This is a genomic window from Kitasatospora sp. NPDC097643 (assembly GCF_040302625.1).
Taxonomy (GTDB): domain Bacteria; phylum Actinomycetota; class Actinomycetes; order Streptomycetales; family Streptomycetaceae; genus Kitasatospora.
Genome location: NZ_JBEOSA010000003.1, coordinates 115981 through 138393 on the forward strand (window position 1 = coordinate 115981; position 22413 = coordinate 138393).

At 73.6% G+C, this 22413-nt stretch carries 17 protein-coding genes and 1 tRNA gene; 7 read left to right on the plus strand and 11 right to left on the minus strand.

What is annotated here, in order from left to right; genetic code table 11:
* The first annotated feature begins 161 nt into the window (after positions 1-161).
* From ABTY15_RS03665 to ABTY15_RS03685, 5 genes are all read left to right on the plus strand, one after another.
* A complete protein-coding gene (locus ABTY15_RS03665) occupies positions 162-1442 on the plus strand; it encodes an aspartate kinase (RefSeq protein WP_350575398.1) in 1281 nt (426 codons plus the stop codon).
* A gap of 31 nt (positions 1443-1473) precedes the next feature.
* The gene (locus ABTY15_RS03670) at positions 1474-2616 is read left to right on the plus strand and encodes an aspartate-semialdehyde dehydrogenase (protein ID WP_350575401.1); all 1143 of its coding nucleotides are present in this window, start codon (positions 1474-1476) and stop codon (positions 2614-2616) included.
* Positions 2617-2878: 262 nt separating this feature from the next.
* Positions 2879-3424, plus strand: coding sequence for a SigE family RNA polymerase sigma factor (locus ABTY15_RS03675; RefSeq protein ID WP_350575403.1), 546 nt, complete (start codon positions 2879-2881; stop codon positions 3422-3424).
* Positions 3417-4760: a hypothetical protein gene (locus ABTY15_RS03680; RefSeq protein WP_350575406.1), complete on the plus strand. Its 1344-nt coding sequence runs from the start codon at positions 3417-3419 to the stop codon at positions 4758-4760. Before ABTY15_RS03675 ends, ABTY15_RS03680 begins: the two co-directional genes overlap by 8 nt.
* A gap of 184 nt (positions 4761-4944) precedes the next feature.
* Complete coding sequence (locus ABTY15_RS03685) at positions 4945-5736, plus strand: SURF1 family protein (protein ID WP_350575409.1); 792 nt, start codon at positions 4945-4947, stop codon at positions 5734-5736.
* Between the two features lie 43 nt (positions 5737-5779).
* Here ABTY15_RS03685 and ABTY15_RS03690 read toward each other — a convergent pair whose 3' ends face one another.
* From ABTY15_RS03690 to ABTY15_RS03705, 4 genes are all read right to left on the minus strand, one after another.
* A complete protein-coding gene (locus ABTY15_RS03690) occupies positions 5780-6349 on the minus strand; it encodes a hypothetical protein (RefSeq protein WP_350575411.1) in 570 nt (189 codons plus the stop codon).
* Complete coding sequence (locus tag ABTY15_RS03695; protein ID WP_350575413.1) at positions 6346-8226, minus strand: S9 family peptidase; 1881 nt, start codon at positions 8224-8226, stop codon at positions 6346-6348. The genes ABTY15_RS03690 and ABTY15_RS03695 overlap by 4 nt, the downstream gene beginning before the upstream one ends.
* Before the next feature lie 133 nt (positions 8227-8359).
* Positions 8360-9814 carry an MFS transporter gene (locus tag ABTY15_RS03700; protein WP_350575415.1) on the minus strand — a complete coding sequence of 485 codons (1455 nt, stop codon included), beginning with the start codon at positions 9812-9814 and terminating at the stop codon, positions 8360-8362.
* Positions 9815-9905: 91 nt separating this feature from the next.
* Entirely contained in the window at positions 9906-10283 is a 378-nt protein-coding gene (locus tag ABTY15_RS03705) for a nuclear transport factor 2 family protein (protein WP_350575418.1), read from the minus strand.
* A 218-nt stretch (positions 10284-10501) separates the two neighbouring features.
* Between ABTY15_RS03705 and ABTY15_RS03710 the strand changes: the two genes are divergently transcribed.
* Positions 10502-13243, plus strand: coding sequence for an ATP-binding protein (locus tag ABTY15_RS03710; RefSeq protein ID WP_350575420.1), 2742 nt, complete (start codon positions 10502-10504; stop codon positions 13241-13243).
* Between the two features lie 72 nt (positions 13244-13315).
* Here ABTY15_RS03710 and ABTY15_RS03715 read toward each other — a convergent pair whose 3' ends face one another.
* Both ABTY15_RS03715 and ABTY15_RS03720 read right to left on the minus strand, forming a co-directional pair.
* The gene (locus ABTY15_RS03715; protein ID WP_350575423.1) at positions 13316-14746 is read right to left on the minus strand and encodes a YDG/SRA domain-containing protein; all 1431 of its coding nucleotides are present in this window, start codon (positions 14744-14746) and stop codon (positions 13316-13318) included.
* 188 nt (positions 14747-14934) lie between these two features.
* Complete coding sequence (locus ABTY15_RS03720; protein WP_350575426.1) at positions 14935-16479, minus strand: sigma-70 family RNA polymerase sigma factor; 1545 nt, start codon at positions 16477-16479, stop codon at positions 14935-14937.
* Between the two features lie 357 nt (positions 16480-16836).
* On the opposite strand from ABTY15_RS03720, the gene ABTY15_RS03725 reads away from it, so the two are divergent.
* Complete coding sequence (locus ABTY15_RS03725; protein ID WP_350575429.1) at positions 16837-17871, plus strand: AraC family transcriptional regulator; 1035 nt, start codon at positions 16837-16839, stop codon at positions 17869-17871.
* 163 nt (positions 17872-18034) lie between these two features.
* Here ABTY15_RS03725 and ABTY15_RS03730 read toward each other — a convergent pair whose 3' ends face one another.
* The 5 genes from ABTY15_RS03730 to ABTY15_RS03750 form a co-directional block, all read right to left on the minus strand.
* Complete coding sequence (locus ABTY15_RS03730; protein ID WP_350575432.1) at positions 18035-19804, minus strand: zinc metalloprotease; 1770 nt, start codon at positions 19802-19804, stop codon at positions 18035-18037.
* 345 nt (positions 19805-20149) lie between these two features.
* Positions 20150-20223 (minus strand) — tRNA-Pro (locus ABTY15_RS03735).
* A 100-nt stretch (positions 20224-20323) separates the two neighbouring features.
* Positions 20324-21268 carry a metallophosphoesterase gene (locus ABTY15_RS03740; RefSeq protein ID WP_350575434.1) on the minus strand — a complete coding sequence of 315 codons (945 nt, stop codon included), beginning with the start codon at positions 21266-21268 and terminating at the stop codon, positions 20324-20326.
* Positions 21269-21292: 24 nt separating this feature from the next.
* Positions 21293-21754 (minus strand): SRPBCC family protein, encoded by a 462-nt coding sequence (locus tag ABTY15_RS03745; RefSeq protein ID WP_350575437.1) that lies wholly within the window; start codon positions 21752-21754, stop codon positions 21293-21295.
* Positions 21751-22377, minus strand: a complete 627-nt coding sequence (locus ABTY15_RS03750; protein ID WP_350575439.1) for a CGNR zinc finger domain-containing protein — start codon at positions 22375-22377, stop codon at positions 21751-21753. The genes ABTY15_RS03745 and ABTY15_RS03750 overlap by 4 nt, the downstream gene beginning before the upstream one ends.
* Positions 22378-22413 lie beyond the last annotated feature (36 nt).

Genomic DNA, 22413 nt, shown 5'->3' on the forward strand with positions numbered 1-22413 from the left:
CCCGCCCCCGCGATCACCTGCTGAAACGGGCGTCTCATCATATGGAAAGCGCCGGTCGCGGCACCCCTGCTCGGTAGACTGGCGCGGACCGCACAGCCCCCTCCCCCCGGGGGTGCGGGGGCCCACCGCCCCCGGAAAACGACACAAGTCGAGGAGCGCACGTGGGCCTTGTCGTGCAGAAGTACGGCGGCTCATCCGTTGCGGATGCCGAGGGCATCAAGCGCGTAGCCCGCCGAATCGTTGACGCCAAGAAGGCCGGCCATGAGGTCGTCGTCGTGGTGTCCGCGATGGGCGACACGACGGACGAGCTCATCGAACTCGCGGAGCAGGTGTCACCTCTCCCCGCCGGCCGCGAGTTCGACATGCTGCTGACCGCTGGAGAGCGCATCTCCATGGCACTGCTGGCCATGGCGATCAAATCCCTGGGTCACGAGGCCCAGTCCTTCACGGGCAGCCAGGCCGGTGTCATCACCGACTCCGTCCACAACAAGGCGCGCATCATCGACGTGACGCCGGGCCGCATCCGCACCGCCCTCGACGAGGGCAACATCGCGATCGTGGCCGGGTTCCAGGGCGTCTCGCAGTCCAGCAAGGACATCACCACGCTCGGCCGCGGCGGCTCGGACACCACCGCCGTCGCCCTCGCCGCGGCCCTCAAGGCCGAGGTCTGCGAGATCTACACCGACGTGGACGGCGTGTTCACCGCCGACCCGCGCGTGGTCAAGAAGGCCCGCAAGATCGACTGGATCGCGTACGAGGACATGCTGGAGCTGGCGTCCTCCGGCTCCAAGGTGCTGCTCGACCGCTGCGTGGAGTACGCCCGGCGCTACAACATCCCGATTCACGTACGCTCGTCCTTCTCGGGTCTCCCCGGGACGATCGTCAGCAACGACAACCCGAACAAGCCCGAAGGGGGCGAGATGGAGCAGGCCATCATCTCCGGAGTCGCCCACGACACCTCGGAGGCCAAGGTCACGGTCGTCGGCGTGCCCGACAAGCCGGGCGAGGCGGCGCGCATCTTCCGCGCCATCGCCGACGCCGAGGTCAACATCGACATGGTGGTGCAGAACGTCTCCGCCGCGTCGACCGGGCTGACCGACATCTCCTTCACCCTGCCCAAGACCGAGGGCCAGAAGGCCATCGACGCGCTCGGCCGGGTCAAGGACGGCATCGGCTACGAGTCGCTGCGCTACGACGACGCGATCGGCAAGATCTCCCTGGTCGGCGCGGGCATGCGCTCCAACCCGGGCGTCACCGCGACCTTCTTCGAGGCGCTGTCCGAGGCCGGCGTCAACATCGAGCTGATCTCCACCTCGGAGATCCGCATCTCGGTCGTCACCCGCGCCGAGGACGTGCCGGAGGCCGTGCGCGCCGTGCACACCGCCTTCGGGCTGGACAGCGAGAGCGACGAGGCCGTCGTCTACGGAGGCACCGGCCGATGACGGCCCGGCGGCCGAACGGCGGCACCGGGCGATGACCCGGCGGCCGAACCTCGCCGTCGTCGGCGCAACCGGCGCGGTCGGCGAGGTGCTGCTCGGCCTGCTCAGCCTCCGTCAGGACGTCTGGGGCGAGATCCGCCTCGTCGCCTCCCCGCGCTCGGCCGGCCGCAAGCCGGTCGTGCGCGGGGAGGCCGTCGAGGTCGTCCCGCTGGTGGAGGAGGTCTTCGAGGGGATCGACGTCGCCGTGTTCGCCGTCCCCGACGCGGTCTCCGCCCAGTGGGCGCCGATCGCGGCGGCCAAGGGCGTCGTGGTGGTCGACGACTCCGCCGCCTTCCGCACCGCCGAGGACGTCCCGCTGGTCGTCCCCGAGGTCAACGCGGCCGCGCTGCGGATGCGGCCGCGCGGCATCGTCGCCAGCCCCGCCAGCACCACCCTCGCGATGATCGCCGCCGTCGGCGCCCTGCACTCCGAGTACGGGCTGGTGCAGCTCGTCGTCGCCTCCTACCAGGCCGCCTCCGGCGAGGGCCGGGCCGGCGAGGCGACCCTGCGCGAACAGACCGCGCTGGTCGCCGGCACCGACGTCGGCCGGCAGACCGGCGACCTGCGCGCGGTGATCGCCGAGCACGGCCCCTTCGCCGCCCCGCTCGCCCTCAACGCCGTGCCGTGGACCGGCACCCTCGGGGACGACGGCTGGTCCTCCGAGGAACTGGGCATCCGCGCCGAGGCCCGCAAGATCCTCGGCCTGCCCGCCCTGCGGGTCTCCGCGACCTGCGTCCGCATCCCGGTCGTCCGCACCCACGCGCTGGCCGTGCACGCGTTGTTCGAACGTGAGGTCACCCAGGAGCACGCGCAGGAGATCCTGCGGGACGCCCCCGGTGTCGTGCTCTACGACGACCCGGCGGCCGGCGAGTACCCCACCCCGAACGACGTGGTCGGCACGGACCCGGTCTGGGTCGGGCGGGTCCGCCGGGCCCTGGACGAGCCGGCCGCGCTCGACCTCTTCCTCTGCGGCGACAACCTGCGCAAGGGCGCGGCGCTCAACCTGGTGCAGATCGCCGAACTGGTGGCGGGTGAGCTGACCGCGGGTGAGCTGACCGTGAGTGAGCCGACTGCCGGTGGGGCGACTGCCGGTGAGCCGGTCGTGGACCGGCGGACCGTGGACGGGTCGTCAGCCTGACGGCGGCGCAGGAGCAGGTCCGACACCCTCTCGTGTCCGCTCCTCGACACAATCTGTCCGGAATCCCGATGGAATCCCCTGGAGGCCGCTTCCGCCCATGCGGAAGAATGACCCCCGGGCTGGGCAACCATGACAGGGGATCGAGTGTCCAACGGGCGTGGCGAACGTGATGGTGGGGGCAAGGGTGGACATCCCGGCGAGAGCCGCGGTGACCTTCCCGTCGCGCGCCCAGCGGCCTGCGAGTAGGCCGGACGACAACCAGATGACCGCGGTCGCACCCGGTGCGGCGGGCTCCGGCGCCGGTACCGACGCGGGTACCAGCGAGGACCTCCTCACCGAGACCTACCAGGCCCACTACCGATCCCTCCTGCGGCTCGCCGCGCTGCTCCTGGACGACCTCTCGACCTGTGAGGACGTCGTCCAGGAGGCGTTCATCCGGGTGCACGCCGCCCGTCGGCGGGTCCGCGAACCCGAGAAGACCCTGGCCTACCTGCGGCAGACGGTCGTCAACCTCTCCCGGTCCACGCTGCGCCGACGGATCCTCGGCCTGCGGCTGCTGCCCAAGCCGATGCCTGACATGGCCAGTGCAGAAGAAGGCGCCTACGATGCGCTGGAGCGTGACCAGTTGAAGGCCGCGCTGCGAGGTCTGCAGCGCCGTCAGCGGGAGGTTCTGGTGCTCCGGTACTTCGTGGACATGACGGAGGCGCAGGTCGCCGACACCCTCGGCATCTCGCTCGGATCGGTGAAGGCGTACGGTTCGCGGGGACTCGCCGCCCTGCGGGCCCAGATGGAGGCCGGACATGGCTGACGGCGCCGGGACACACCCGACGGGCGGCGCGGACGGCAGGCCCTCCGGGCCTTCCGGCGGTCGGCCCGCCGGCAGCAGGCCTCCCGGCGGCGGGCCCTATGGCGGCGGGCCCTTCGGCGGCGGTGCCCACGGTGGCGGGCCCTTCGGCGGTGGGGCCTCCGGTGGGCTGTCCGCCGACGAGCGGGCCGTCCGCGACCTGATGCACCGCGCCGTCGCCGGCATCCAGCCCACCCCCGGCGGCCTGCCGCGGATCCGGCAGGCCGTACCCCGCCGCCGGGCCGCCCGGCGCGGCGCCTGGACCGGCGCCGCGGCCCTCGCCCTCGCCGTCGCCGTCCTCCTCCCCGCCCTGCAGGACGGCGAACACCTCGGCCTCTCCGGCGGCCCCGGCTCGCCCACGGCCCAGAGCCCGGCCGCCACGGCCCCCCACGGCAGTACGACCGGCGGCACCACCGGAGGCGGCGGCGCCCCGCACAACGGCCCGAACGGCACCGGCGACCCCGCGTCGCCCACCGGCACCACCAGCAGCTCGCCCAGCCCCGGCGCCAGCACCACCCGGGCCGACGGCACCACCACCGCGCCCGCCACCGCCACCAGCACCGGCGACAGCCCGATCGTCCCGCTCTGCACCCGCGCCGACCTCGGACAGGGCGGCGCACAGGTCGGCCAGGCCGATGCCAACGGCCGGATCTACGGCGCGTTCACGGTCTACAACACCTCCGGGCACAGCTGCCGGCTCGGCGGCCCCGGCGCGGTCGCCGTCACGGCGGCCACCGGCACCGACCGCAGCCGGGTCCGGGTCGCCGACCACGTCCCCGGCGACCCGGCCGGCAACCTGGCCGCCATGGACGCCGAACCGCCCGTCCTCGCCCCGCAGGCCGGCTACCGGGTGGCGTTCGTCTGGATCCCCGACCAGACGGGCTGCCCCACCTCCGGCGGCGGCACCGCCAGCACCCCGCCGCCCACCGGTCCGGGCGGTACCGGCGGCTCGGGCGGCTCCACCGCGGCGCCGCGCGGCTCCCAGGCACCCGGCTCCGGCACCGGGGGCACCGGCGGTCCGGCCTCCGGCCCCGCCGCGGCACCCAGCGGCAACCCCACGGGCACCACCTCCCCCAGCGCCGGGCCCACCACCGCCACCAGCCCCACCGCCACCACGACCGCCAACCCCACCGCGCCAGCGGCCGCCACCGCCACCATCGCCCACACCCCCGCCCCCGGCAGCCCCGCGGCCGCCACCGCCACCCTCCCCATCGGCTGCGCCGGCACCCTCTACCGCGGCGGCGTCCAGCCGGCCCCCGGCCAGGCCGCCCAGCCCTCGGCTTCTCCCTCGGCGGGCTGAGCGCGGGGAGTCGCCGGGTGGACCGGTGACCGGCTGGTGGGTTCCGGTTTGCCGGTGTCGGGGCTTCCCCTGGACGGACGGCACGTCCATGGCCCCAGCTCGAAGGTGGGGGAGACCGGGTGGCGCGCGGCTGGGAGGGGCCCTGTGGTCGGGGCCGGTGTGAGGAGTGGTTACCGTGGGGGGTGTGTACCGGTTCCTCCTCACTCCGCGCTGGCTCGGCGGCACCGCGCTGGCCGTGGCGGCCGTGGCGGTGTGCGTCTGGCTGGGCTCCTGGCAGCTCGGCCGGTTCGAGGACCGGGTCTCCTCGCACAAGGAGGCCGCGCGGGCGGTCACCGCTTCGGGTGATGCCCGGCCGCTCGGTGAGCTGCTCGGCCCGGCCACCCCGCAGGTGACCACCGACACCGTCGGCAAGTCCGTCACGGTGACCGGCAGCTACGACGCGGAGCACCAACTCCTCGTCCCGAACCGGCTGGTGGAGGGCAAGCAGGGCTACTACGTCCTCACCCCGCTGCGCACCGCCGACGGTCACGCCGTGGCCGTGGTCCGCGGCTGGGTGCCCGGCGCGCCCGCCGAGGGCGCCGCCGCGGCGGCACTGCCGCCGACCGGGGAGGTGACCGTCACCGGCCGGTTGCAGGCCGGGGAGGCCAGCGGCAGCAACGGCGCCGTGGCGGGCGGTCTCCCGGCCGGCCAGCTCGGCACGATCAACCGGGCGGCGCTGCTCAACGTGCTGGCGTACGACGGCTGGTACGACGGCTGGGTGGCCGCCGACGCGGTGCCGGCCGGGCTGATGTCGGTGCCGACGGTGCAGCCGCAGGGCGGGGACGGGCTGACCCTGCGGGCGTTCCAGAACCTCGGCTACACCCTGGAGTGGTTCGTCTTCGCGGGCTTCGTGGTCTTCATGTGGTTCCGCCTGGTGCGCCGGGAGGCGGAGGCGGAACAGGACCGGGTCCTCGGACTGGACCCGGCCCTGAACTGACCTCGCGGTTTCCCGGTTTCCCGGTCGCCTGTGCGCCTGTGCTTCAGCGCGTCGGCTTGGCCGGTACCCCCGGCACCGTCGGCACGGTTGGTACGGCCGGTACGGTCGTCGGCTTCACCGGGACGGCGGGTGCCGTCGGGGAGGACGGCCCCGGGACCGGTGTCTGGCTGGGCACCGGGTCGCTGTGGCAGCGGATCCGGGTGACGGTGACGTCGTCGTCGTCCGAGTCGTAGTGGTCCGTGTGGTGGTGCACGGTGCGCCCGCTCTTCGAGCCCTTGGACCCCTTGGACCCCTTCGAACCGCTCGACCCCTTGGAGCTCTTGGCGAGGTGGACCACACCCGCCCCGCCGTCCTCGCCGCTGTCGACGTCCTCGGCCGAGGTGTACGCCGCCAGGACCACCGACCCGAACTCCGCGCTCGCCCTGGTCGCCGTCCCGGAGGGTGCCGTCGGCGCCGGTGCCGTCGTCGGCGTCGATGTCGGTGTCGACGCCGGCGGCCAGGTCGGTCCGGCCGGGGGCGGGCAGGCGGCCTCGTCGCCGTGCCCGCCCGAGCAGCCGGTGAGCACCAGGGCCCCGGCCACCGCCACCCCCGCGAGCGTCAGCCGAGGTCTCACGCCGTCCCCCCGTCGCCCGCGTCCGCTGCGTCGAGGTGCCGCCGCACGAAGTCGATCTCCAGCCGCAGCTGCCTGATCCGCTCCTCCACCACCAGCGACCCGTGCCCGGCGTCGTACCGGTAGACCTCGTGCGGCTTGCCGAGCTCCTCCAGCCGCTGCACGTAGTTCTCGATCTGCTGGATCGGGCAGCGCGGGTCGTTGACCCCCGCGCTGATGTAGACCGGCACCCGCACCTGCTCGACGTACGTCAGCGGCGAGGACGCGGTGAACCGCTCCGGGACCTCCTGCGGGGTGCCGCCGAAGAGCGTGCGGTCGAGCGACTTGAGCGCCTCCATCTCGTCGGCGTACGCGGTGTGGTAGTCCGCGACGGGCACGGCGGCGACGCCCAGCGCCCAGTGCTCGGGCTGCACGCCGAGGCCGAGCAGGGTGAGGTAGCCGCCCCAGCTGCCGCCGGTGAGCACCAGCCGCCGCGGGTCGGCCAGGCCGCTGTCGACGGCCCACGCCCGGACGGCGGCGATGTCCTCCAGCTCGATCAGGCCGACCCGCTCGCGCAGGGCGTCGGTCCAGGCCTGGCCGTAGCCGGTGGAGCCGCGGTAGTTGACCCGGACCACCGCGAAGCCGTGGTCCAGCCAGGCGGCCGGGCCCGCGGTGAACGAGTCGCTGTCGTGGTGGGTCGGGCCGCCGTGGATCTCGAACACGGTCGGGTGGGGGCCTTCGCCCGCCCCGGCCGGCCGCTGCACGAGGGCGTGCACCCGCCCGCCGGGCCCGTCCACCCAGACGTCCTCGACCGGGACGGAACCGGGCGGCACCGCGCCGGGTGCCCGCAGCACGACCGCCCCGGCGGTGGAACGGACGGCGGCCGGCTCGGCGGCGGAGGACCACAGGTACTCGACGGTGCCGTCCGGACGCGCGGTGGCGCCGCTGACGGTGCCGCGCGGGGTGTCCAGCCGGGTCAGCCGACCGTCCGCCAGGTCGTACGAGAACAGCTCGCTGCGGGCCTCGTACTCGTGCTCGACGAGCAGGGCAGTGGCGCCGGGGCGCCACTGCGCGGAGACGTCGCCGGGCAGTTCGCGCCCGTGCTCGTCGCGCAGCGGCAGCGCGGTCTCGGCGCCGGTGGCGACGTCCCAGATCATCGGCTCCCAGCGGCCGGTGCGCTGGTGCGCGACCAGCAGGCGGGTGTCGCCCTCGACCGGGGCGAAGCCGAGGCAGGCGACGCCGCGCGGCTCGTCCCGGCCGGTCACCTCGTCGAGCTCGGCGACGGTCTCGATCACCGGGCCGTTTGGGCTGGTTCCGCCGTTCGCCCCGCCGGAGAGGCGGACGACGCGGATCGCGGAGTGCATCGCGTCGCCGTGCTCGGTGTGGTCGATGGCGAGCAGCGTGCTGTCGTAGCTGAGGTCGCCGACGCCGCCGTACTCCTCGTGCCGGTAGATCTCGACGGCCTCGGCCGCGCCCGGGCGGCGCAGGTGCAGGGTGGTGCCGTCCTCGTCGGTGGAGCGGCCGACGACCACCGTGCCGTCGCGGCCGAGTGCCAGGCCGGCCGAGTAGGACGGCGCGAGGCCGGGCACGGCCTCCTCGTCGGGCCCTCCGGCGAAGGGCTGGCGGCGCCAGACGCCGAACTCGTCGCCGTCGTGGTCGTCGAACCACCAGACCGACGCGCCGTCGGGGGACAGCTCGGCGTCGGTGGTGCCGTTCGGACGGTCGGTGACCCGGCGGTGGGTGCCGGTGGCCCGGTCCCAGGCGTAGACCTCGTAGGTGCCGGTCGCGTTGGACACGTACAGCGCCCGGTCGGGGGCGTCCTCGGCCCAGTCGGGCAGCGACACCCGTGCCGCCCGGAACCGCTGCTCCCACGCCGGTACGGCGCTCTTCTCCTCGCTCATCCGACCATCCAACCCGATCGGGGGGACGGAACGGAACGGGCGGGTGGGCTTCGGCCCTCCCGCCCGTCCTCGATCCGCGCGCCCGGCCGCGGCAGTCGCTCCCTCGGCCCCTGTCGTTCTCGGCGGCCGTGGATCAGCCCCGCCGGGGCAGCAGCCGTACCAGTCCCACCAGCACCAGCTCCAGCACCGCCAGCACCGTCACGCTGCGGCCGAAGGCGGACCCCGGGTCCACGCCGCCGCCGCCGTTCGCCCCGTAGTAGACGAGGCCGATCAGCGCGACGCCGAGCGCCCCGCCGACCTGCTGCACGGTGGCCAGCACCCCGGCGGCCGAACCGGCCAGCGACGGCTCGACCCCGGCCAGCACCACGGAGGTGACCGGGGCGATCACCAGGCCCATCCCGAGGCCGTCCACGAACAGGCCGGGCGCCAGCCACCACACCGTCCCGTCCGGCACCTCGTACGTGGCGAGGGCGAGCAGGCCGAGCCCGGCCGCCATCAGCAGCCCGCCGAGCGCGATCGTCCGCCGCCCGCCGAGCCGGGCGGTGACCAGATGCGTGACGTTGGAGGTGAGCAGATAGCCGAGGCCGATCGCGGTGAACACCAGCCCGGCGCCGAGCGCGTCCAGGCCGCGGCCCTGCTGGAGGTGCAGGGCGAGCACCAGGAAGAAGGAGGCCTGGCCGAGCCAGAAGGCGAGTTGGGCGAGCAGGCCGGCGCCGAAGGCCCTGCTACGGAACAGCCGGGTGTCGACCAGCGGGGCGGCGGTGCCGGTGCCGCTGCTCGTCGTGGTGGTGCGGGTGCGGTGCTGGTGGACGACGAACCCGGTGAGCAGGACGGTCGAGCCGCCCAGGCAGAGCCAGGTCCACAGCGGCCAGCCCAGCGCCGGGCCCTGGATCAGCGGCAGCACCAGCCCGGTCAGCGCGGTGGTGACCAGCAGCACGCCGACCGGGTCCAGGCCGGGCCGCTGCGGCGCGCGCGACTCGGGCAGGCAGCGGCGGACCAGGGCGAGGGCTGCCAGGCCCACCGGCAGGTTGATCAGGAAGCAGCTGCGCCAGCCGAGGCCGAAGAGGTCCGCCCGGATCAGCAGGCCACCGATCAGCTGACCGAACACCGCGCCGACGCCCATGGTCAGCCCGTACCGGGCGAAGGCCCGCGCCTGCGCCACGCCCTCGAACGCCGTCCGCAGGATCGCCAGCACCTGCGGTCCCATCAGCGCGGCCGCCAGGCCCTGCACCACCCGGGCACCGACCAGCACCGACGCGGTGGGGGCGAGGCCGCAGCCGGCCGAGGCAAGGGTGAACAGGGCCAGGCCGAGCGCGAACACCCGGCGGCGGCCGTACCGGTCGCCGAGGCGGCCGGCGGTGACCAGACCGGCCGCAAGGGCCAGGCTGAAGCCGGCGACCACCCACTGGACGGCGGACGGTCCGGCGCCCAGGTCGGCCTGGACGGACGGGGCGGCGACGTTGACCACGAAGACGTCGAGGGCGGTCATGAAGGTGGCGGTCAGGACGACGGGCAGCAGGCCGGCGGGGGCTTCCGCCCGGCTCCCTGCTGTTGTCGCCGCCGGCCGGGTGTCCAGGGCGGTGCTCATCTCTGCTTCTCCTCACAGGGGTTGGGAGGGGGCGGGCGGTGCGGGCCGTTGGGTCCGGCCCGTACCGCCCCTCGCCCTCGTCCGGCGGTCCTCAGACGCCCGGGACGCGGTCCAGGAAGCCGTACACCGAGCCGATCCGGCCGTCCGGCCCGGCCACCAGCACGTCGAAGCCGATCACCACCGGCTCGGCGCCGGCCGGCCCCAGGTTCCAGGTGAACCGGGCGATGTCGTGGTGCGCGTCGACCGGCCCGAGGGTGAACTCCAGCCCCGGGAACTGCGCCTGGGCGGCGCCGATCAGCGCGTCGACGGCGTCCCGGCCGACGACGGCGGCCAGCGGGTCGGTGTAGCGGCCGTCCTCGGCCCACACCTCGTCGACCAGCTTGCGGCGGGCGGCCGGGTCGGTCTCGTTCCAGACCGCGAGGTAGCGCTCGGCGAGCTGCTGGAGGGCGCTGGTGGTGATCTCGCTCATCGTCTTCTCCCTTGTCCTGCCGGGTGGTTGGGCGGGTCGTTCCCGCCGTGTTCACCAAGGTAGGGACGGGCGCGCGGCGGCGAATCCGTCACGTATAGGCAAGGGGGTGCGTAAGCCGGTGCGGGGGATGCGCGGCCCGTGGCGCATGGCCCGCAGCCCGCCGCCTGTACCCCGGACGGCAGGCCCCTCGCGCCGCACTCCCGGGTAGGGTCGGAGCCATGCTGTACGGGAGGGAACGCGAACAGGCCGCCGTCGCCGACCTGTTGGCCGAGGCGCGGAACGGCCGCAGCGGGGTGCTGCTGCTCCGGGGCGAGCCCGGGATCGGCAAGACCGCACTGCTGGACGGCGCGGTCGCGTCGGCGGGGGAGACGTTCCGGGTGATCCGGGCGGCCGGGGTCGAGTACGAGGCCGAACTGCCCTTCGCCGGGCTGAGCCTGCTGCTCGCGCCCTGGCTGGACCGACTGGATGCCCTGCCGGGGCCGCAACGGCACGCCCTGGAGGCGGCGTTCGGGCTCGCCGAGGGGCAGCCGGCGGTGCCCGCCAACCGGCTGCTGGTCGGCCTCGCCGTGCTCGGGCTGCTCGCCGAACTCGCCTCCGACCAGCCGCTGTTGTGCGTCCTCGACGACGTGCAGTGGCTGGACCGGGCCTCCCTGGACGCCCTGCTGCTCGCCGCCCGCCGGCTCCAGGCCGAAGGGGTGGCCCTACTGCTGGCCGCTCGCACCGGCGGCGGCGCGCCGGACCTCCCGGCCACCGGCTTCCCGCAGCTCCAACTGGCCCCGCTGGCCGAGCCCGACGCCGTCCGGCTGCTGCACCACCGGGTCGGCGCCGACCTGCCCGCCGCCGTCCGGGACCGGCTGCTCGCCGAGGCGGCCGGCAACCCGCTCGCCCTCACCGAACTCCCCGTCACCGCCAACCAGCCCTCCCCGGTGTCGACTTCGGACGGTGGCCTGCCGCTCACCAGTCGGCTGCTGATCACCTTCCACGGCCAGGTCACCGGTCTGCCCGCGGCCACCCAGACGCTGCTGCTGGTCGCCGCGGCCGAGGAGAACGGCGAACTGGACGTCGTGCTGCCCGCCGCGGCCGCCCTCGGCGTCGGCGCCGAGCAGCTCGCCCCCGCCGAGCAGTCGGGCCTGGTGTCCGTCACGACCGACCGCCGGATCGTCTTCCGGCACCCGCTCCTGCGCGCCGCCATCCTCCAACGCGCGCCGCACCACCAGCGGTTGACCGTCCACCGGGCCATCGGCGAGGCGCTGCCCGAGGGCGACCGCCGCACCTGGCACCTGGCCCTCGCCGCCACCGCCCCCGACGCCGACCTCGCCGACGCGCTGGAACGCACCGCCGTCCGCGCCGAGGCCCGCGGCGGCCACGGCGGCGCCGCCGCCGCGTACGAGCGCGCCGCCCGACTCACCCCGGACCGCGACGGCGCCACCCGCCGGCTCGTCCTGGCCGCCGAAGCCTCCACCGAGGAAGGCAAGTTGGAGCAGGCCGAGGCGCTCGCCGACCAGGCCGCCGCCCGCACCGACAGCGTCCTCGCGCACGCCCTGCTGGACCACGTCCGGGCCACCGCGCACTTCTGGCGCGGCGCGTACCCGACCGCCTACCGGCTGCTGCTCGACGCGGCCGACGCCGCCGACACCGCCATCGGGGCCCCGCACGCCGCCCGGATGCTGTTCCAGGCCTTCCACGCCGCCTGGTACGTCGGGGAGGAGCCGGTCGCCGCCGTCCTCGACCGGCTGGCCGCGCTACCGCTCGCCGCGGACGACCCGCTCACCCCGCTGGCCCGCCACCTGCCCGCCGCCGTCCTCCCGGCCCTCGGCCGACCCGCCGCCGCACCGCCCGCCGTCCGTGACACCGCCGCCGCGGCCCGCAAGGCCGGCGCCGAAACCCCGGCCGACCTCGTCCAGCTCTGCGGCGCCACCCTCATCCTCGGCCGCGACGACGAAACCGCCGAACTCGCCGCCGAACTCGTCGCCGAGGCCCGCGCCAAGGGCGCCGTCGGCGTGATGCCCACCGTGCAGTTCTTCCTCGCCGAGGCCGAGCTCTTCCACGGCCGCCACCGCGACGCCGAGGTCACCGCCACCGAGGCCCTCGCCCTCGCCCGCGCCACCGGACAGCACCAGTGGGTCAGCCAGCTCACCGCGCTGCTCGCCTACCTGGCCGCCCTCGACGGCGCCGCCGACCGCTGCACCGACCTCGCCGCCGAGGCCCTCGCCACCACCGGCCGGCAGACCGCCGCCCCCGCCCCAGGCCTTCCCTGGGCCCATTGGGCGCTCGCCCTCTCCGACCTCGGCCACGGCCGTGCCGCAGCCGCCGCCGACCGCCTGCACACCCTCACCACCGGCCAGTACCGGCATCACGTCAGCGCCACCCGGGCCGTCCCCGACCTGGTCGAGGCCGCCGTCCGCCTCGGCACCCCCGAGCGCGCCGCCGAGCCCTACGAACGCTTCGCCCGCTGGACCGCCGCCGCCGACCGCCCCTGGGCCGAAGCCCTCCGCCTGCGCTGCCAGGCCCTGCTCGGCCCCGACGAACTCGCCGAATCCGCCTACCGCGCCGCCCTCGACCTGCACGAACCCGCCCACCGCCCGTTCGAACAGGCCCGCACCGCCCTCCTCTACGGCGAATGGCTGCGCCGCTCCCGCCGCCGCACCGACGCCCGCCCCCACCTCACCGCCGCCCTCGAAACCTTCGAACGCCTCGCCGCCCACCCCTGGGCCGCCCGCGCCCGCACCGAACTCACCGCCACCGGCACCACCGCCCCCACCCCACCCCCCGCCGGCACCCCCCAGAGCACCCTCACCCCCCAGGAACTCCAGATCACCCGCCTCGCCGCCCAAGGCCTCACCAACCGCGACATCGCCGCCCAGCTCTTCCTCAGCCCCCGCACCGTCGCCCACCACCTCTACAAGGCCTACCCCAAACTCGGCATCACCTCCCGCACCGCCCTCCCCACCACCCTCTGACACCCCCGGGCCGATTCACCCCGGATATGCCGAGGGCCCTGCCGGAATGGATCCGGCAGGGCCCTATTTGTGTCAGTCCTCGACGTCGTTGTCGTCTCCGCCTTCTTCTTCGTGCTCGGCAGCATCGCTCTGCTGGTGCTTCCAGCTCTCGGAATGGTGTTCCCGGTGATACCGCAGGTGAGCCGGGTCAATCTGATGACCCTTGACCTCCCGCAACCGCCCAAGAACGGTACCGGTGGAATGGTCGGTGACGGTCAGGTCATCCGCAATGGTGAGGGTGCCGAAGTCGAACATGGTGTGGTGGTTGGGGCACAGGCACAAGACGTTGGTCTCTCGGTCCGGCCCGTTGTGGGGCTTTCCCAACCCGCGGATGTGAGCGGCCTCCGCATACGCGCCCGCGGGCGTGGCAAGGCGGACCTTGCAGACCTGGCAGGTGAAGTCGTGGGCCTGCTTCACCCGGTTCGCGACCTTGGTGCTGCGGATGATCCGCTGGAACGTGATCTCCAGGCGGGTCGGAGCATCCTGACCCGCAGGACTCGTAGGCTCCTGCACCGTCGGCTGTTGGGTGACTGCGTTCGGGGCCGTGAGTTCCACCAGCCGGTAACGCCAGATTCGAAACCCGGATCGGCCGGTCTCGTGCCAGGATTCCTCGACTCGGAAGAGTCCGTCATAACGGTAAACGGCCTTGGGGTCGTTTCCCACCTTCCGAACAACCCGAACCGGGGTGCCAGTGGCCTGGCTGGTGACCAGGGCAGCATTGCCGCGGGTAAGGGCCTGGTCCTTTACCTGCCGGCCGGTCTTTTCGTCACGTCCACCCTGTCCGGTGTAGACGATGACATCGCCCTCGTCCCGGTCATCCTCATAACCGTCGGACAGGACGATGGACTCGGCTCCCAGCTTCTTGGTGCCGCAGATGCCAGCCTGGAGCGGCCGGTGCACACGTGCGTTGTGTGCCGCCTCCCGGCTGGCGAAGACCTGGCCGACCTCCACCCCGGGAACGGCCCCGAAGCCGTCGAACCCGAGGGCAGCGAGGCGGATGTCCGCCAACAGGGCCGTGGAGCTCTCCACATCGAGGAACCGGCTTACCAGGGCGTCGACCACACGTTTCCGTGCCGCCGGATCACGCGCCATGAGCTCGTAGAAGCTGCGCTCCAGCCCGCCCAGCGGATCGTGCTCGTTGAGCCACCGCCGCACACCCGAGCCGCGTGCCGGTGGAACCTCGCCGTCGTACCCGTCGAGCTCCCACAGGTCCGACCGGCTCAGCGCCACGAACGGATACTCCGGAGAGGGGCCCGATCCGCGACGCCCGTGCTCCTTGAGCAGCTGCTGGAGCTCCGCCTGCGCGTTCGTCCAGTGCACCATCCGCGGCTGCTGCTCCGCCGCCCGCCCGATCGCCCACAGCAAGGTGATCGGCTGATGCCGCGCCGGCTGCCCGGACGACTGATCAACGCGCAACGCCGTCACCGCCGCGCAGAACCCATCCACCTGACTCGTCTCTGACACTGAGCCCCCACCGAATCCACTAGGCGATCTCCGTACCGCGCAACGCACACGCCGCCGCCAGGATTCCGGCGCATCCGGCCCGGTCGACCGATTCGACGGCCTCTTCGTCCCGAGCGTCCCAAGGCTGGGCGTACGGTCGGCTGGTGCCTGAACGCTCGCCGTGAGGTGCGGGGCTGCGGCGTCGACCGTCAGCGTGGGGTACCCAGGTCGAGGGTCCACAGGAGGCCGTTCGCGCTGGCGGCGGTGCCGACGCCGGCGTCGGTGAACTGGCAGTTGAGCATGGTCTGCTGGTGCATCGACTCGTTCGACCAGTGCTCCACCACCGTGCTCGGTGAGCCGGGGGCCTGGTCGAGGTTCTCGCCCCCCGCGCTCCACCGGTATCCGGCGTTGGTCATCCGGGTTGCGGGGCCGACACCCTCGGGGGTGTTGTGGTCGAAGTAGTTGCGGGCGGCCATGTCGTCGGAGTGCCCCTGGGCGGCCGCGTGCAGGCGCGCGTTGACGCGCAACGGCCGGCAGCCGTTCTTCGTCCGTTGAATGTTGATCAGGTCGACGAGTTGCTGTTCGAGGGTCTTCTCGGGTGCGGGCGAGGACGGGGCCGGAGTGGGAGCGGCCTGGCGAGGAGCAGGGGTGGCGGTGGGCGCGGATGGGGGCTCGGTGGCGGTGGGCGCGGAGGGGGGTTCGGTGGCGGTGGGTGTGGCAGATGGCGTGGTGGGGGTGGGGGTCGGCGCCGGGGACGGGGGTGTGGCCGTGACCAGCGGCGCGGGCGTGGTGTGGTCCGGGCCGGGCTGGAGCAACTGCACTGCGCCGAGGACGGCCAGGACGAGCGCGAGTGCCCCGGCTGCCGTGGCCGTCCTCATCGCCTGCCGGCCGGGTGGGCGAAGCGGGCGCGTCGGGGCGGTGGACGTGTCGGGCAGCGGCTGCTGCGCGGCCGCGGTGGCGAACGCGACGGAGTGCGGCGAAACGCTCAGGTGCGGCGGAGGGAGCAGCAGCGGGAGGCCGGCGAGCAGCGCCTCGACCGGTATCAGGTTGCGTCGGCGTCCCGCACAGTGCGGGCAGTCCCGGGCGTGCCTGGCGATGCGTTTGCGCCACAGCCCGCTCGGCTGACCGTCCCAGGTCGCGGTGAGCGCCGACAGTTCGGCGCACGGCGGCTCGGCGGCCAGCGCCTGGACCACCAGGCGGCCGACCTCCAGTTGCTCCTTCATCCGCTGGACCCGTACGGCGGTGTGCTGGGGTGTGAGGCCGAGGGCCGCGGCCAGTTCGGCCCGGGTGAGCTCACCGCCGGTCTCCAGCCACCACAGGGAGAGCAGGTCGCGTTCGCGCTCGTCCAGCCAGCGGGTGGCCTCGGCGACCTGGCGGCGGTGACCTGTCAGGCCGAGCCGCAGGATGGTCAGGTCCACGAAGTCGGCGGCCGGATCGGTGATCTCGGTCAGCTCGTGCAGACCCGGCTCGGGCGCAGACCTGCGGGTCGTCCAGCAGCGACGGACTTCGTTCATCGCTATCGCCACCAGCCAGGAGCGGAAGGAGGACGGGTCGCGCAGCGTGTGCAGGGAGTGGACGGCGCGCAGCATGGTCTCCTGCACCACGTCGTCCACGTCGGCATGGCCGTCCATCGCCCGGCCGACGATGTTGTAGACCAGCGGCAGGTGGTCGGCGATCAACTGTTCCCGGGCCACCGCGTCCCGGGCCTGCGCCGCCAAAACCGTCTCCGTGCTGCTTCCACCATGTATGCGCATCCGGCGTCCTCCCCTGGTGGCCGATGGTTTCCCGCGTATGTGAACCGGACGGGACACGCCCCGCCGGTACGGGTTTCGGGTGGATTCCTCACCTGGAGCGCGTGTCCGGACCGGCCACGGGCCCGGCGGTGGCTAGGGCTGCGCAGTACGGAGGTGTCGGCTGCTTCGGCGTCGGGAATCAGCCGACACCGCGTGAGCATCCGGGCGATGTCAGGCGAGCACCCGTGCGCACCCTCCCGGCGCGCGATCCCGCGTCCTTTGCCGGTGTCCGCAGCGTAGGCGCCGAAACAGCCGGATGCTTTACCTCACGTGGCATATTCCTTGACGAGTTGCGGCGCCTGACGAAGCATCGACCGCATGAAGCCCCTCACCCGCAACGCCGTGCTCAACGGCTACGTCGAGCTGGTCCGCTCACTGGGATCCGATCCGCAGCCGCTCCTCGCCGCGGTAGGCCTCGACGCTTCCGACCTCGCGATTCCCAGCACATGGATCCCCGCGGACGCGGCGGCCGACCTGATCGAGCTCTCGGCCGCGGCGACCGGCTGTGAGGACTTCGGGCTCAGGCTCGCCGAGGACCGACGTCTGGCCAACCTCGGCCCCATCAGCCTGGCAGCCCGCGAGGAGCCCGACATCCGCAGCGCGCTGGAAGTGATCATGCGCTACCAGCACCTGCACAACGAGGCCCTGCACACCAGGCTCATCGAGGCCAACGGACTCGCGACCTTCCAACTCGGCCTCCACCTCAGCACCGGGCCGGCCGGCCGCCAGTCCACCGAACTGCTGGTGGGCGCAGCGAGCCGCCACCTCCGCTGCCTCGTCGGCGGCGGCTGGAAGCCCGTGACCGTCCTGTTCACCCACGACGCACCGGCCGGCACCGCAACCCACCACCGCGTCCTCGGTCCCTCCGTCCGCTTCGGCCAGGAACTCAACGGCATCGTCTTCTACGCCGCCGACCTCGACGCCCCCAACCAGCTCTCCGACCCCCTGCTGCTGCCCTACGCCCGCCAGTACCTCGAAGCGATCGCAGCCCCCCGGCCCACAGCCGGCGTCGACCGGATCCGGGACCTGATCGAGGCGCTGCTCCCCACCGGCCGCTGCTCGCTCCAGCGGGTGGCGCACACCCTCGGCGTCGACCGCAAGACCGTCCACCGCCACCTGGCCCGGTCCGACGAGACGTTCTCGTCGGTGCTCGACGCCACCCGGGCCAAGCTCGCCCAGCAGTACCTGGCATGCCACAGCCGCCCGCTCACCCAGATCGCGGAACTGCTCGGCTTCTCCGCCCCGAGCGCGTTCTCCCGCTGGTTCCGTGCGGAGTTCGGGTCCAGTCCCAAAGCCTGGCGCGACGCCCACCGTCAGGAGTCGGCGACCGGCGACGGGCCGAGCCGCCCGTGAGCGGATCACCGGCCGGGGCCGGTCGGGGTGGCCAGGAGGCCTGCCGGGCGCACCGGTCGTGGTGCGCCCGGCAGGCCGGCTGCTGGAGCTGGAGCAGTCGGCCGCCCGGGTCATCGGGCTGCCGCTGCTGATTCCGGCACGCGGTGTCCGGTCGGGTCGGCCGCTAGCCGGCAGGCGTGTGGAAGGAGGTCGTCCGGCCCGGCTCGGAGCTCTTCCCGCTGGCGTCGACGACCTCGATGGCGAGCGTGTAGTCGGTGTTCGGCTGGAGGCCCGCCATCGTGGTCTCGTTCGGGTACGGGCCCGCTGGAATGCCGGCCCCGGCCTGGCCGTTGAGCACGATCCGGTACTTGGCCGCGTTGGCCGCCTTCCCCCAGCCGAAGGACACCGAGGTCGCGGTGAGCTGGCGGATCGACACCTCCGGGAGCGCGTTCGCGTTCGCGATCAGGAACTGGTTGTTCGCCACGTTCCAGTGCGAGGCCAGGTAGCTGCCCGGCTTGGGGTTGGTGTTGAAGTAGTTGTCCTTGGTGCAGTCCAGCCGGTCCCGGTCGCCGAAGTCGTAGCACTTCGTGGCCATCGGCTTGCCGCTCCCGTCCGGGTAGCACATCAGGTCCCAGTTGACCGTGCAGTGCGAGTGCCCGCTGGAGTCCGGCGCGCTGTTGCTCACCGCGCCCAGGTTGTGGCCGAGTTCGTGCGCCGCGGCATGGCCGCCCCAGCAGCCCGAGTCGACGCGGGCGTACGAGGGGCCGAAGTTGCTCCAGTTGTCCTGCCCGGCCCGGTCGTCGTTGGCGAAGTTGCCGAGGCCGCAGTACACCTGGGCGTCGGTGAACTCCATGTACTTGCGGTCGCGACGGTTGAACCCCTTCGCCACCAGCTCGTTGTTGACCCCGCTCCAGGTGCCCAGCGCCGCCGCCGGAACCTCGATGTCGAGCACATCGGCCGTGCAGTTCGCTTCGGTGACGTACCGGACGTGCCGGTTGCCGCCGGTCTGTTCGGCGCTCGCACGGAAGATGACGTCCACGTCGGCCGCCCACTTCTTGATCGAGTCCCGGTACTCGGCGAACCGGTCCTGGCCCGGGCCGTGGACGTAGAGCACCTGCACCCGGTTGCCGGTGGTGCCATCGCCGTCACAGACCACCTCCGTGCCCGCGGGCGCCTTCGACGGGGTCGGCGTGGGGCTGCTCGTGACGGCGGGTGTCTTCGACGGGGTCGGCGTGGGGCTGCTCGTGACGGCGGGTGTCTTCGACGGGGTCGGCGTGGGGCTGCCCGTGACGGCGCCGCGCTTGAGCTTCAAGGCCGCCACGTCCTGCGGCAGATCGGTGGTGGCGGGCGACGGGTTCGATCCGTCGGTGGGGTTGGGGGTCGGCGTGGTGGTGGGGGACGGGCTCGATCCGCCGGCGGGGTTGGGGGTCGGCGTGGTGGCGGGCGATGCGCTCGAACCGCCGGTGGGGCTGGGAGCCGACGCGGGCACGACCGGCGGGACGGTCTTGTGGATGTCCACGCCCTCGGGAGCGGCATCCGGTCCGTGAGTGCACAGGCCGTCCGCGGACTTGAGCTCGCCCGCGCAGTCGTCGTTCTCCGGCGCGACGACCAACCCGGTGTACACCAGCCCCTTGGCCGGATCGCTCTTCGGAACGGCCGTCAGCGGGACATGGCTGCCGTCGTTGTGCGCGAGCTTCCCCGGCGCGGTCGCGCCTCGGGTGGGCGCTCCCGCCGTCTTGGTGGCGGAGGCCGGATCCCCGAGCTGCCCGGGCAGGCTCGCGGTCGCGGTGGCCGCTCCCACGGCCCTGGTGTCGGCCGCCGGGTGGGATTCGAGCGAGCCGCTCGCCGCACCGATCCCGACGACGACGGCTCCCGCCGCGACTGCTGCCACCACCAGGGCGAACGGACGCCGCTGCCGACGCGGGCGCCGACGGGTCGCTTGGTTCTGATCCACGATCACTCTCCTCGTCGGCAGATGAGGGACAGTGGGCTGCCGACCTTCAGGGGACCGAGGAGGGTGATCCGGATAACGGAAAACTTCAGCGAGCCGGCCGGCACCCGCTGCCCGCCTCCGAGACCGTGCGCGGGACCATCGGACGGCCTGTCCGGCGCCCGGCCCCGCTGTGTCCCGCATCACTCGGGCTCCGCCGACGGGGCCGGCGGAGCCACCCGCTCCGCCGACGCTTCCTCAGCGAGTGTTGCCGGCGGTCGGGGAGGGCCGGAGCGATTGCCGCACTTCCGTGCCGGCAGACACGACAGAGGCCCTGCCGGATTTCTCCGGCAGGGCCTCTGCACTGGGTCGGGGTGGCGGGATTTGAACCCACGGCCTCTTCGTCCCGAACGAAGCGCGCTACCAAGCTGCGCCACACCCCGGTCTTTCTGTTTGTCGCTCCGTCTCCTTCGCGACGAGTAGAACTCTACCGGACGCTCGCCGAGACACGAAATCCGATTCCCGGCGGGCGTCCGGCGCAGGTCAGCGGGGGGCCGGGGTGAGGGTGAGGAGGGTGGCCTCGGGGGGGCAGGCGAAGCGGATGGGGGTGTAGCGGTTGGTGCCGCAGCCGGCGGAGACGTGGAGGTAGGAGCGGCGGCCGCCGGCCTGGTGGGTGGAGAGGCCCTTGACCCGTCGGGTGTCGAGGTCGCAGTTGGTGACGAGGGCGCCGTAGAAGGGGATGCAGAGCTGGCCGCCGTGGGTGTGGCCGGCGAGGATCAGCGGGTAGCGGTCGGCGGTGAAGGCGTCGAGGACGCGCAGGTAGGGCGCGTGGACGACGGCGAGGGAGAGGTCGGCGTCGGCGGAGGGGCCGCCGGCGACCTCGGAGTAGCGGTCGCGGCGGATGTGGGGGTCGTCGAGGCCGGTGAATTCGAGGTCGAGGCCGGCGATGGTGAGCCGGCCGCGGGTGTTGGTGAGGTCGAGCCAGCCGGCCGCGTCGAAGCCGTCGCGGAGCTTCTCCCACGGGTTGTGGACGGCGCCGGTGATGCCGCGGCGGCCGCTGCCGTCCGGGTTGTTCAGGCCGTGGACGCCGCTGCGCATCGCCTGGAGGTAGCGGGCCGGGTTCTTGCGGGCCGGGCCGTAGTAGTCGTTGGAGCCGAAGACGTAGACGCCGGGGAAGTCCATCAGCGGCCCGAGGGCGTCCAGGGTGGCGGGGACGCCGAGCGGGTCGGAGAGGTTGTCGCCGGTGTTCACGACGAGGTCGGGGCGCAGGCCGGCGAGGCTCTGCAGCCAGCGCTGCTTCTTGCCCTGTCCGCTCACCATGTGGATGTCGGAGACCTGCAGTACCCGGATGGGCCGGGCGCCGTGGGGCAGGACGGGGACCTCGACCCGGCGGAGCCGGAAGGAACGGACCTCGTACCCGACGGAGTAGGCGAGGCAGGCGGCGCCGGCGGCGGCGAAGCCGAGGGGAACGGAGTACAGCGGTCGCATCGCTCCATGCTCTCAGACGGTGGATCAGCCGGTGAACGCCTGGTGGCCCCGGGTGGATGCGGCGGACTGCTCCAACTCGGCCACGATCGAGTCCAGCACGGCCCGCCAGTGTGCGCGCTGCCGGGCGCGTTCGGCGGGGTCGGCGAGCCGTTCCTGGTGGAACCGGAGCACGGTGCCGAGGCCGGCGGCCGAGCTGGTGACCGTGACCTGGACGGTGGTGGCGGCGTCCCGCCCGGCGGGCTGCCAGCGGAGGCGGATCCGGGTGCCGGGGTGGAGGCTGCGCAGTTCGCCGGTGGAGCCGTCGTCGGCGGTGACGGGGCCGCCGACCCGGTCGGGGAGCCGGGCGCCGGGGCCGAGCCAGTGGGCGGTGCCGTCCGCGGAGGTCAGCAGGGACCAGACGGCCTCCGGCGGGTACGGGAGGGTGCGGGAGACGCCGATCTGGAAGCCGGCGTCCCTGGTGAGCCCGACAGGGCGGTCGGCGGTCATGAGGTCCTCCCGGTGTCGTCGGTGCGTCGGGCCCGCAGGGCCCGGACCTTGTGGCGGTTGCCGCAACGTTCCATCGAGCACCAGCGCCGCCGGCCGGGCCGCGAGGTGTCGACGAAGAGCAGGTAGCAGTTGTGCGCGCCGCACTCGCGCACCCGGTCCGCGTACGGGCCGGTGAGCAGGGCGATGGCGTCCCGGGCGAGGGTGGAGACGAGCTGGTCCCCGTCGGCGGGCAGCGGGGCGGCGGCGCTGCCGTCGGGGGCGATGCGCGGGACGACCGGCGGGTGGACGGCGGCCCGGTTGAGGACGGCGTAGTCCTCGGCGGCACCGGGCTCGCCGTGGGCGCGGGCGGCGGCGAGCCGCCAGAGCGCGTCGCGCAGGGTGCGGGCGGCGGCGAGCTGGGCGGTGTCGATCCGGACGGCGTCGGCGGGCAGCCGCAGCCGGGAGCGGGTGAGCCAGTGGGCGAGGTCGTCGGGCCGGTGCAGCACCTCGTAGCGGGCGTACGGGCCGGGGCCGCCGGTGGTGAGCAGTTCGAGGCAGAGGGCACCGGGGTCGAAGTGGAAGCTGGTGCCGCCGGGGGTGGTCAGTTCCAGTCCGGCGGTCGTGCTGTGCGCTCCGTCGATCATGTAACCAGGATAAGTGGTTACGTGATCGGAGGGAAC

Coding starts and splice junctions, on each gene's coding strand:
- ABTY15_RS03670 (WP_350575401.1), top strand. CDS start 1,474: ATGACCCGGCGGCCGAACCTCGCCGTCGTCGGCGCAACCGGCGCGGTC.
- ABTY15_RS03675 (WP_350575403.1), top strand. CDS start 2,879: ATGACCGCGGTCGCACCCGGTGCGGCGGGCTCCGGCGCCGGTACCGAC.
- ABTY15_RS03680 (WP_350575406.1), top strand. CDS start 3,417: ATGGCTGACGGCGCCGGGACACACCCGACGGGCGGCGCGGACGGCAGG.
- ABTY15_RS03695 (WP_350575413.1), bottom strand. CDS start 8,226: ATGAGCGAGGAGAAGAGCGCCGTACCGGCGTGGGAGCAGCGGTTCCGG.
- ABTY15_RS03700 (WP_350575415.1), bottom strand. CDS start 9,814: ATGAGCACCGCCCTGGACACCCGGCCGGCGGCGACAACAGCAGGGAGC.
- ABTY15_RS03705 (WP_350575418.1), bottom strand. CDS start 10,283: ATGAGCGAGATCACCACCAGCGCCCTCCAGCAGCTCGCCGAGCGCTAC.
- ABTY15_RS03710 (WP_350575420.1), top strand. CDS start 10,502: ATGCTGTACGGGAGGGAACGCGAACAGGCCGCCGTCGCCGACCTGTTG.
- ABTY15_RS03720 (WP_350575426.1), bottom strand. CDS start 16,479: ATGCGCATACATGGTGGAAGCAGCACGGAGACGGTTTTGGCGGCGCAG.
- ABTY15_RS03725 (WP_350575429.1), top strand. CDS start 16,837: ATGAAGCCCCTCACCCGCAACGCCGTGCTCAACGGCTACGTCGAGCTG.
- ABTY15_RS03740 (WP_350575434.1), bottom strand. CDS start 21,268: ATGCGACCGCTGTACTCCGTTCCCCTCGGCTTCGCCGCCGCCGGCGCC.
- ABTY15_RS03745 (WP_350575437.1), bottom strand. CDS start 21,754: ATGACCGCCGACCGCCCTGTCGGGCTCACCAGGGACGCCGGCTTCCAG.
- ABTY15_RS03750 (WP_350575439.1), bottom strand. CDS start 22,377: ATGATCGACGGAGCGCACAGCACGACCGCCGGACTGGAACTGACCACC.